Raw genomic sequence first — 9835 nt, 5'->3', positions numbered from 1 at the left:
ACTCGCTGCATCCCCGTCATCGAAGAATTGCGGTCACTGTTAGTTGACTACTACCCCACACCCCGAACCTGGTTCTTATTCCCCGGTCGCCACGGTCAAGGACACCTCAACCCAGACTCCGCCGCTAGAATTTTGAGAGACGCTTGCCTGCACCTGGAAATAGAGGGAGTCAGCACTCACAGCTTCCGTCGCACTGCCTTGACCCAGATGAGCGATGCAGGCATCCCGTTGCGAGTCATTCAAGAAGTGTCCGGACACCGCAACTTAGAAGAATTGCAAAAATACTTGGAAGTGCGCCCAGAACAAGTCAGAGGAGCCGTATCCGCCTTATCAATGCTCTCCTACGCCGGGAAATGGAGCTATGACGATGTAGAAATAGATTTTCTTGATTCAGCCCAAGTGAATGACCCTAAAAAGTCGAACAAGGGCAGCATATATCTGTAAAACTGAAAAATATAGGAGTCACTTCCCGATACCTTGCTGGACAAGATTTATGCTGTGAGCCTCAAGGAATTAGACCACAGACTCTTAATCTTTTGGGAAGATGAACCATTCAATTGAAAAGCACCATTGATATGAAAAGAGAAACACCTCTACCCAAGTTGCTAGTAGGGTACTCAATGCAGCTAGCTTAGACGAGTGGGCAGTGATTACACCCTGGAACTTCCGTTATTTGCCGCTTTTTAATTAAAAGTGAAGGATTTAAGCTACAACTGATGTGGAAACCCCAATTTTGTAGGAAATGAGTATGACAGGTAATTACTACGATCAATCCGGGATTTTTGGTATTGGTTCCATGAGTGGCGGCACAATCGAAGGCGGTGCCAAAGTAGCCGGCGTAATTAATGAAGCTGAACAACAGAATTTAGACGAAGCAGCCGCTGAGATTCAAAAGTTGCTTAAACAGCTTGATAAGTCTTATTCAAGCAATACTACGACTGGGAAGATGGAACTCGCAATGGAAACCACTAAGCAAATTCAAGCTAATCCTACATTGCTGGCACGGACATTGAGTGCTTTGCAAGCAGGTGGTGTTTCTGCTTTGGAGGCAGCACTTAACCATCCCGCCGCTAGTTTTGTCATCGGTGCTTTGCAAGATTTGCAAAGTACCGGAAAGCCTCAGGCTTAACCCTCTTCTGTCACTCTCCGAAAACATTTGTCATTTTTGAACTCTAGAGCCTTTGTATACGAAGCGATCGCCAGATTTTTTTCTAACAACAAATACAGCCACGGACTTTTTCTAATAGGATAGCTTGTATTGATTGACTGATAAGGCTTCTGGAGATTGCCTGTCCAGAGAGTGACAGAAGAGGATTAATGAGCTAGGGTGAGCGCTCGCTTTTTTACAAATTTAATAATTCTCAAAAGTAAATAATGAATGAAAATCAAGAGCTTTCACAAAGAGTTAACAAGGCTGAAAGTGATAGTGCTAATAGTGGAACTCAAGGCAATTCCTTTAAGCAAGAGGGAGATATAGGTATAGGTCAAATGAGTGGTGGTAAAATTACGGGTAAAGTAGCCGGGGTATTTTATGAAAAATGTGAAATCACAAACCACTTCGCTACTACTGCTCAACAAACGCCACAACCCTTTACACAGGAGCTAAAAATAGTAGTCGTTTCGGAAGAACACAAGTATGACGGCAGTTTGGTATTTTTTCAATTAGATTTTTGGGAAGAAGAAAAAGATATTAGTAGAAAAAAAGTCCTTGTTAATTTAACAATTACCTTTGGTGAAGCAAAAGAAAGTTTTCCCTTGTCGGGATTATTTGGCAGCCCTAAAAATGCTAATGTCCGCTTTGGGATTAGGCGCGGAGAATTTTACTTAAATTTTGACAAAAGTAGTATGCCTTTGTCAAATCGTGAAAAATTAATAAATTTAACAAATTGGAAAGCTGAACCAAGTGGAGAGGATAAGTTTCCTAAATGGGTGTTTAAACCTCTGGAAGGACAGCTTATTTTAGAAGGACAGCTAAAAAATGGAAGTTTAGGGATTTTAAGTTTGTTAAATGATAATTGCGTAATAGCGAGTTTCAAAGTTGATATTAACAGAAAAGATATTGCTGTAACGTTTTTAGATGATGTATATGAAAACAAAAAAATACAAGAAACCAAAAAAATTGCTTTTCTAAAGTTTATTAAACCTAAATTAGAAGAATATTTAAGTAAAGTTGAACTGAGGTATTATGACCCAACCTTTAACAAATGAAGAGTTTGGAGCGCTTCTGGAAGCAGTTGATAATGAGACAACAGGGAAGCTATCTGAGCTAGCAAAAATTGCTGGACTGAGCTTGGCTGAGGATTATATTGAAGCAGAGCTTAGCGGAGAGGATCTTAGTAACGATAATCTAAGTGGTGCCAACCTGAGCAAGGCTAATTTAAGTAATTGCAACTTTAAAGATACTAATTTAAGAAACGCTGACCTGAGCGGTGCTAACTTGAGTGGTGCTGACCTGAGTTGTGTCAACTTGAGCGGTGCTAACTTGAGTGGTGCCAACTTGAGTGGTGCCAACTTGAGTGATGCTGACCTGAGAAACACAAAAATCGATGGTAAGACGAAGCTTGATGATAAATGGCGCTTGATTCATAGGATTGTCAATCAAGATGCAGGTAATCAAAACTTGAACGGTGCCAGTCTGAGAGATATAAAGCATTACCAAGATTTGAGACTATTTCGGAAACTCGAATATTTTCCCGTCCTGGGAGTGCCCGTTCATCTGTTAGAAGACTATACGTTAGAAGGCTATTCTGAGTTGCTCATTTGGGGCCTACAGGAGAAGGTAGGCGCTCATGTCGTCACTTTAAATGCCGAAATGGCGATTAAGGCAGAAGACAACCCCACCCTTGCGAGGATCATTCAGCAGGCTGAACTGGTGATTCCGGATGGAGCCGGGGTTGCCCTTTATCTGCGGCTAAATGGTAAAAGGCTGAGGCGTTATTCGGGAATTGACTTGGCAGAGTCGCTTTTAGCGGAAGCTGGGCAGATGAGGATGCCCCCCCCGATTTTTTTCTATGGTGGGGCACCGGGAGTCGCACAATTAGCTGCTACGGTTTGGGAGGAACGAGTGCCGGGAATTATGATTGCTGGGAGTCAACACGGCTACCTCTCACCCGAAGCAGAGCTAGAATTTAAGACAACCCTGCAAACCCTCCAACCCCGTTTGATATTCGTGGGTTTAGGCGTTTCCTGTCAGGAATTATGGATCGCCCAAAATCGGCACCTGTGTCCCGAATCGATTTGGATTGGTGTCGGCAGTAGTTTTGATATTTGGGCTGGAATTAAACCTAGGGCACCCGCTTGGTTGCGGAATAATCATCTGGAATGGCTTTATCGCTTGTATCAAAAACCCTGGCGCTTGTGGCATTTGCAAAGAATGATGGCTTTACCACAACTTGCCTTGCGCGCTGTGGTAAAAAGTCATGAATTTTGAATTGTTAATTGTTCATTGTTTATTGAAATTGCTATGAACGATGAGCGATTATATGATGTCTGGCAATTGACCGTCTACGATACAAATTTAACTGTCACTTTATGAACCTGGAATGCCTAAGTCGGCTGTCTCGTCAGGCATCTTTTCATCTCAGTCCCACAGCCCCTCAAACTGTCCTGGTGCGAGTTGAGTATATCTGACAGTGTGTTGTATTTGGCGATGCCCCAAGTAATCTTGAATTTTTCTGGTGTCGTATCCCTTCGATGCCAAATAAAAACCTGTGCTGTGACGAATCATGTGGGGATGAACTGAATAGCCCAACCCTGCCTCATCTGCTGCCCGATCCACAATATCCCGCACAGTTCGCGTTGTCAGGGGTGCCTTCCTCTCTGAGGTGAACAGCCAAGGTGTATCTGGATTTTCCCTCTGCAACTGACGAAGCGATCGCACTTCATCACCGTACAGAGGTTGGTTGGAAGGAGAACCTTTCTTCAGCCGCCGCACATATAAATGCTTGGAGTTGAAATTCACATCTTTCCATTGGAAATTGACCACCTCCCCCACCCGCAAGCCGTGACGGTACATTAGAAGCAGAAGAGTGGAATCCCGGTGACGATGGCGACCCTCTTTCTTAGCTCCGGCTATCAATCGCTCCATCTCATCCAAAGTTTAATACTGACGCTCGTTATCCGGTCTTGCTTGTTTATTTGGCGGCACAGACTGACTTCCCATAAAACTTCGCCTAAAACAGTAATTGGTCAAGTTAATTTAACGGGCATGAACTTCAATGAATTCGTTCATCGTTGAGGGTAACTTCGCCTAAAAGAGTCCAATTCGGTGGAGTCTACATACACTTCAGTCTGCCATACTTGAGGTGTCTTAATTACTTAATTAAGTAGTATGAGCATCATCGCTTTTATCAATCAAAAAGGCGGCACAGGGAAATCAACGAGTAGCCTTCATTTCGCCCACTGGTTAGCCACCCAGCAAAAGAGAAAGGTATCAGTAGTTGATGCCGATCCACAGCGATCGCTTTCAAGATGGTTCGCTTCTATGGAAAGTCACATCCCTGTCACTGCCCTAACAAGTGCTGACGATCTACTTGAAAAAATTCCAGTCTTGGCTGAATCGGTTGACTTCCTGGTAATTGATGGAGGAGCCAGTTTAAGTGAAGCGACCAGAGCGATTCTTTTTCGCACCGACCTAGCGATCCTCCCCTGCCAGCCATCAAAACTGGATTTGGATGCCTGTGCCGATACTGTACGACTGGTTCGACAAGCTCAGTCAGTTCGGAAGGGCGCACCCAAGGCAGCAGTATTTCTCAGTCGCGCCCAGAAGAATACCAAACTAAAAACTGAAGCGATCGCGGTACTTCAAAAAATTCCTGATGTAACAGCCCTGAAAACAATTGTTCACCAGAAGCAAAGTGTGGCAGATTCATTTGGTCAGGCAGCGACCGTGTGGGATCTATCGGGTAGTGGAGCTGCTGATGCGGCGGCAGAGTTTGAACAGCTTTTCAAAGAAATTCTGAGGCTGGTGTCATGACTAAAAAACGCAAGCCTCTAGACGATGACGATAACCTCGCCAAACAATTTGTTTTCCAACAGCCAACCCCCACACCTAAAGAAAGTTCAACTGAATCCAAACCTAAAGAAGTCATGGTGCGGATTAGCGCAGACCTGACTCAATCCATGTATAAAAAATTGTCAATCTTGGCTGCCAGAAGTGGGAGGAAAAAAGTTGAAATCATCCGAACTCTTCTGGAGGAAGCACTTCGGGACGTAAAGGATTAAGTAACTAAGTAAATACTCAATCTCTGGTCAAGTCCCAATTGGGACTGCAAGTGATGCGATCGCCCTCGCAAATTGAAGGCGATCGCATCACTCAAACAAAGGCATTCGCCACCAGGTCTGCCTCCTGCTCAAGTAATTTAAGTTCCCAATTCGCTACCGCTTTCGCGACACCTTGAAGTTGAGTGTAACCACCATCTGATCCAGTTACGGTGTAAATCTTCTCTTCAAATTTCACCCGCTGACCGAAGATGAACGAGGGTTCGGGGGCGTGGTTCGCTGACCTGACTGACTTACTTTCCGCTAACAATCGGGCTTTAGCTGCCTTTCTTTTCCTGCCAACATACACCTTCTGTTCCTCCGAGAGTCCCAGCCAAATGCCATTTTTGATTTGACGGATCTCCTCAACGGAGTAATACCAGTCCTCGTAAGTATTCGAGAAATAGTCGTCTTGAAACATCTCAAGAGTTTTTGTTTCTGTCGCAGCTAGCAATTCCTGCTGCTTTTCAAGAATCTCTGGTTGAAGATGTAAGGGAGTTTCGGCAAGCCTGCGTCCATCTTCGTTCATCTTTCTAAGTTCCTTTTGTCTGGCGTTGGGAATTGATTCCCAAATTTCGCGTTTCATCTCTTGAGGGAGCCGCTTCAACTTCTCAAATATCGCCGTGACCTTCCCTGGAGCCTTGACCAATTCCAACGCCCGAACAGCCTTCTCAACCTTTGTTTCCCCTGCCCCCCGTACCGCCGCGCTCCCCTCGCTCCCCTCGTTTATAGATTGGGGAGAAGTTTGGTAGTCACGGGTAGTAGTTAAATACTCTTTATTACAAGTGGTGACTACGGTATCACAACTTGATACATTTTGAAGTTCAGCCTGTTCTCGTGCTGCCTGTTCTCGTTTAGCCTGTTCTCGGTCAGCCTGTTCTCGTGCTGCCTGTTCTCGTTCAGCCTGTTCTCGTGCCAAAGTTTCTGCTGCCGCTTTATCTCGTGCCAGCCACGCCGCGAACACTTCCTCACGTTCGTCCTTTGGTTCTACAAACCCGTAGACTCCTTTCTGCTGACCTCTCCCTCCTTCCCTGCAAAGGTACTCCAATTCCAGCCCAAGCTTGCCCAGCAACTTTTTAAAAATTGATATCGGTGACTCTTCCTCGCCGATACTGATGCCCAGCGCTTTCTTTATCTGCCACTTGTGAGCGATCGCCTTCTCAGACATTGCCTGAAGGTCGTCATCACCAGCTTTAAATCTCCGTTCTCTATCTAACAAGTTCGGCACACCCAAATTTTCTAAGGCGGCGATTTGTGAACAGATAAGTGACTTATTTAGGTCGGGAATCCACGCCGCGCCCTCTCCCTGTTGTTTGATGGCATCCAGCCGTTTCTTATCTCGCGGCAGAAGATGTTCTCTGCCTAACGTGAGGTAGTAGTGCATCTGTATGTGAGGATGCCAGCCCTCATCATCCTTGGTTATTAGGTCTGGCGATACAGGAATTCCGTATCGTAGCGACAGAGAGTGCTTACGTTCCTCGTAACGTTCCGATTTAGTTTTGGATCGCTTTTCCTTTAGCTCCTGATATTGTTCCTGAGTTATTTCAGAAGAGTCGGCAATCTCCTTTGCTTCTTTTAGCGATTCAACCTCCCGAAGGTTGTCAAGTATTTCCCAAGTGTCGAAGCCATTTGAGCAATCAACGGTAGAAACTCGGTGCCCTTCAGTTGTCAAATTATCAAGAATCGTCTGCCGATAAGATAGCATCCCCGAATTCACCCTGGCAGCCATTTTCGCCCAAGTTCTCAGACTTACTGGATCGAAATTGGTATCAACGTCTACATCCTGAAAGTCGGCATTTTTAAGGATGGCAATGTTACTCTTTGCCAGTTTGTTTTCACTTGCCTGCAAACTGTTGATACTAATAGAACCGTTGCCAATTTTCCCTAGTCCGTAAGGAGCTATCCAGATGTGGCGATCTACAGGTTCCCGAACTCGCGCCAATGATTGTCCGGCTGAACTTACTGGTACAACTCCCTGAAAAATTCCCCAAACCGAAGTGAAGTGATTTCTAATATCAATGCTCACTCCTGTTTCAAGCGAGGGTGAGCATAGCACGATGTCATAATCGAGCAATATTTCATTTAGTCGAGTGGTGCATCCGAAGGCAGGGTGATTGGGGTCTGAGATGGTTTCAGAATCAATCCTGAGAACCTTTTTGTTTGGGAATTCTTGATTAAATCTTACCTCAAGAATTTGGGTTCCGAATGGACTTTTAATCTTTTGTCCGGTGCAGCAAATGAAAGGTCGCCCTCCTTTAGCGATGTGATTTTCAACTGCCTCTACTAAGCTTGCTGCGGTCTTATCGGCGTAATGGAATACATTCCACCCTTCAGGTTTGAATGTATTTTCAACGATCCACGGCTTAGTATCGACTCCTCCGAGCTGCTTTATATAATCAATTGATACGTCGCTAAGGTCAGCGTCGCTCAAAATTACTTGTCCAGTTTCGCTTGTGAGTGCGTTGGTAATTAGAGTTTTAAATTCTTTTAAAATTGGAACGCGATTGCGTTGACAAGTGCTGGAGTTCAATAAATGCCAAATAACCTGTTCGGCTTCATCAATAATTACAACGCCATTTCGCCAGTTTTCAGCGCTGAATTTTGCCTGAGATTTTTGGTGCAGAGAATCTACGCATAGCCCAAATCCCAGAAGTTTACCAGTCGGGCAATCTCTAACTTCAGTAACGTAGGGTACACCCACCCTCCGACATAGCTCCATCCCAAGCTGCACCCGATGGGTCAGGACTAATACCCATTTACCCTGCATCATTGCGTCATGCACCATTTGGGCGATAAATTCAGTTTTTCCCCCTCCTTTCGGGGCTTTGATTCCAATTAATTTGGCATAGGGGGGGATATACGGCTTGCCCAGATATCGTTGATTCAGTGCAACATCGACCGGGTAAGTGAGTTGAGTGTAAGAACGCACTTGCCATTCTTCCAGTGATAGAGCCGAGTCGTAGTATTTTTTAAAAGCCTCAACCCCGTGGGCTACCAAAAAATCATCGACACCTTTCTGCGGCTCAGTCCAAGAAACCACATGAACTGGGCAGCCTTGCTTCCGAAGTAAAACCCCCATTTGAGTGATTGCATTGTTGACCGCCCGAATAGTCTCCCGCTTCGGGTCTTTGTCGAAAACGATATAGATCGGATGATCTTTAAAAATCTCCAGCTCTGGAATTAACTTGCGACTGCCTACCCGATTTCCAAACTCATCCTTGGGTTGACGATAGCCGCCGTTGATTCCAGGCAGTCCAACGGCTGCGAATCCAACCGATAACAGTGATTTTGCCTTTTTCGCGCCCTCGGTGATGCAGACCGGAATTTTGTTATCTAGAACCCATTTCCAAAACCCCGTATCCTCAAGCCGTTTTAACTGCTTCCCAAGAACCTGAGTTTTTAACTTGGGGAATCTAGGGCGCTTCCCTTTGACAATTTTTGAAGGTTTAAAACCTTTCTCCTCTAATCGGATTTGTGAAACCCGTTCCCAAAATTGCTCTTCAAACCCATGTTGCCGTGCAACTTTGAGAGAGGATCTAAAATCCACTTTTGGGAAGTATGCTCGTGTGGGTACCTGGGGTGGATGCTCGTACTTGATCACTTTCCCCTCGTTGCTGCATCTGGGGGAATCGGGCTTGAAGATACACCAATCCATTGAATCCCAATTCTTCAGTGGATCTAGTCCGGTAAATAACATTCCGCCTTTCTCAAGATGCTCGTATTTGCGAAGCACCCGGTCGGTAACTCGACCAGCATTCAATCGCTCTATTTTTGGGGAGTAGAGCAAATGCTCGTGAGGCTGGTATCCTTTGAGCGATCGCACGTTCAGCGCGATCAGGTTGTCAGCAATTCCGCTGGCTTTTAATTCTTTATAGTGGCGTGGTTGTAACATCCTTGTTCTCTCCTGTGTGGGGTAGGGAGAGAATTTAGCCCACCGCTCCTAAATTAGCTTTTGTTCGTTGATTGTCAACGAACAAGTGTTAAATTAGAAGTATCGATAATCGTAGTTACGATTAGATCGTAAATGGTGCTAGTCAGATAGTCCGTCCGCCAAGATAGAGCTATCGTGTACTAGAGCTAAATTCTCTCGGTTTTTTCGTTTGTTTTAGAGCTTAGGCTCTCTGTTTTTTACTACTCGCGTGAAACACTGTTTTGCCAGGTTCAATGGCTAGCAGTGTTTTGCGCTTTTTTTATTACTTAAATTCATGACTGTCTCCTAGTAAGCTTGTCGATCATCTGCTGCTGCCGTTCGATTATTTGTTGCTGCTGCTTTATCTTCCCAATCATGGCTGCCATCCTTGTCGCGTAGTAGCTGTTGACTTCGTTAACAAGATTCAACAGCTCAGTAACTCCCCCAGGCTTGCTGCCTCCTCATCCAAAATGACTGGGTAAACACCTCTTGCAAGACGCTCTACCAACTCGCTTCTAGATATGTTCAGGTCTTCTGCCCAAGAATCTAGTTGCTTCGTAGCGGTAGGGGTTAGCATTAGCGCAGTCCGTTTTTTTAGCTCCTCGTAGTATTCGGGTTGACCCTTCTGACTTTGTAATCCCTTAATTCCTCTTTTTGCCATCTTTT

General features: G+C 45.1%; 9 protein-coding genes. 6 read left to right on the top strand and 3 right to left on the bottom strand.

The window, feature by feature from the left end:
• The 4 genes from H6F50_RS21335 to H6F50_RS28045 form a co-directional block, all read left to right on the top strand.
• Positions 1-444 (top strand): tyrosine-type recombinase/integrase (locus H6F50_RS21335; RefSeq protein WP_190430255.1); only part of this gene is annotated, 444 nt, incomplete at its 5' end.
• Between the two features lie 304 nt (positions 445-748).
• Positions 749-1129, top strand: a complete 381-nt coding sequence (locus H6F50_RS21330; protein WP_190430254.1) for a hypothetical protein — start codon at positions 749-751, stop codon at positions 1127-1129.
• A gap of 245 nt (positions 1130-1374) precedes the next feature.
• Entirely contained in the window at positions 1375-2208 is an 834-nt protein-coding gene (locus H6F50_RS21325; protein ID WP_190430253.1) for a hypothetical protein, read from the top strand.
• A complete protein-coding gene (locus H6F50_RS28045; protein ID WP_190430252.1) occupies positions 2186-3430 on the top strand; it encodes a WecB/TagA/CpsF family glycosyltransferase in 1245 nt (414 codons plus the stop codon). The genes H6F50_RS21325 and H6F50_RS28045 overlap by 23 nt, the downstream gene beginning before the upstream one ends.
• 150 nt (positions 3431-3580) lie before the next feature.
• Here H6F50_RS28045 and H6F50_RS21315 read toward each other — a convergent pair whose 3' ends face one another.
• Positions 3581-4087, bottom strand: a complete 507-nt coding sequence (locus tag H6F50_RS21315) for a tyrosine-type recombinase/integrase (RefSeq protein WP_242029144.1) — start codon at positions 4085-4087, stop codon at positions 3581-3583.
• A 243-nt stretch (positions 4088-4330) separates the two neighbouring features.
• Here H6F50_RS21315 and H6F50_RS21310 point away from each other — a divergent pair, with 243 nt between their 5' ends.
• Complete coding sequence (locus H6F50_RS21310) at positions 4331-4975, top strand: ParA family protein (RefSeq protein ID WP_190430251.1); 645 nt, start codon at positions 4331-4333, stop codon at positions 4973-4975.
• A complete protein-coding gene (locus H6F50_RS21305) occupies positions 4972-5223 on the top strand; it encodes a CopG family transcriptional regulator (RefSeq protein WP_190430250.1) in 252 nt (83 codons plus the stop codon). Before H6F50_RS21310 ends, H6F50_RS21305 begins: the two co-directional genes overlap by 4 nt.
• 91 nt (positions 5224-5314) lie before the next feature.
• On the opposite strand, the gene H6F50_RS21300 is transcribed toward H6F50_RS21305, so the two are convergent.
• Together H6F50_RS21300 and H6F50_RS21295 are read right to left on the bottom strand one after the other, a co-directional pair.
• A complete protein-coding gene (locus H6F50_RS21300; RefSeq protein ID WP_190430249.1) occupies positions 5315-9151 on the bottom strand; it encodes a plasmid replication protein, CyRepA1 family in 3837 nt (1278 codons plus the stop codon).
• A 442-nt stretch (positions 9152-9593) separates the two neighbouring features.
• On the bottom strand, positions 9594-9830 hold the full coding sequence (locus tag H6F50_RS21295; protein ID WP_190430248.1) for a hypothetical protein: 237 nt from the start codon (positions 9828-9830) through the stop codon (positions 9594-9596).
• Between the last annotated feature and the right edge of the window lie 5 nt (positions 9831-9835).

The organism is Coleofasciculus sp. FACHB-712, from assembly GCF_014695635.1.
Classification (GTDB): Bacteria; Cyanobacteriota; Cyanobacteriia; order Cyanobacteriales; family FACHB-T130; genus FACHB-T130.
The sequence above is the reverse complement of the archived record's forward strand: the minus strand, read 5'-3'. Positions and strand labels throughout refer to the sequence as shown.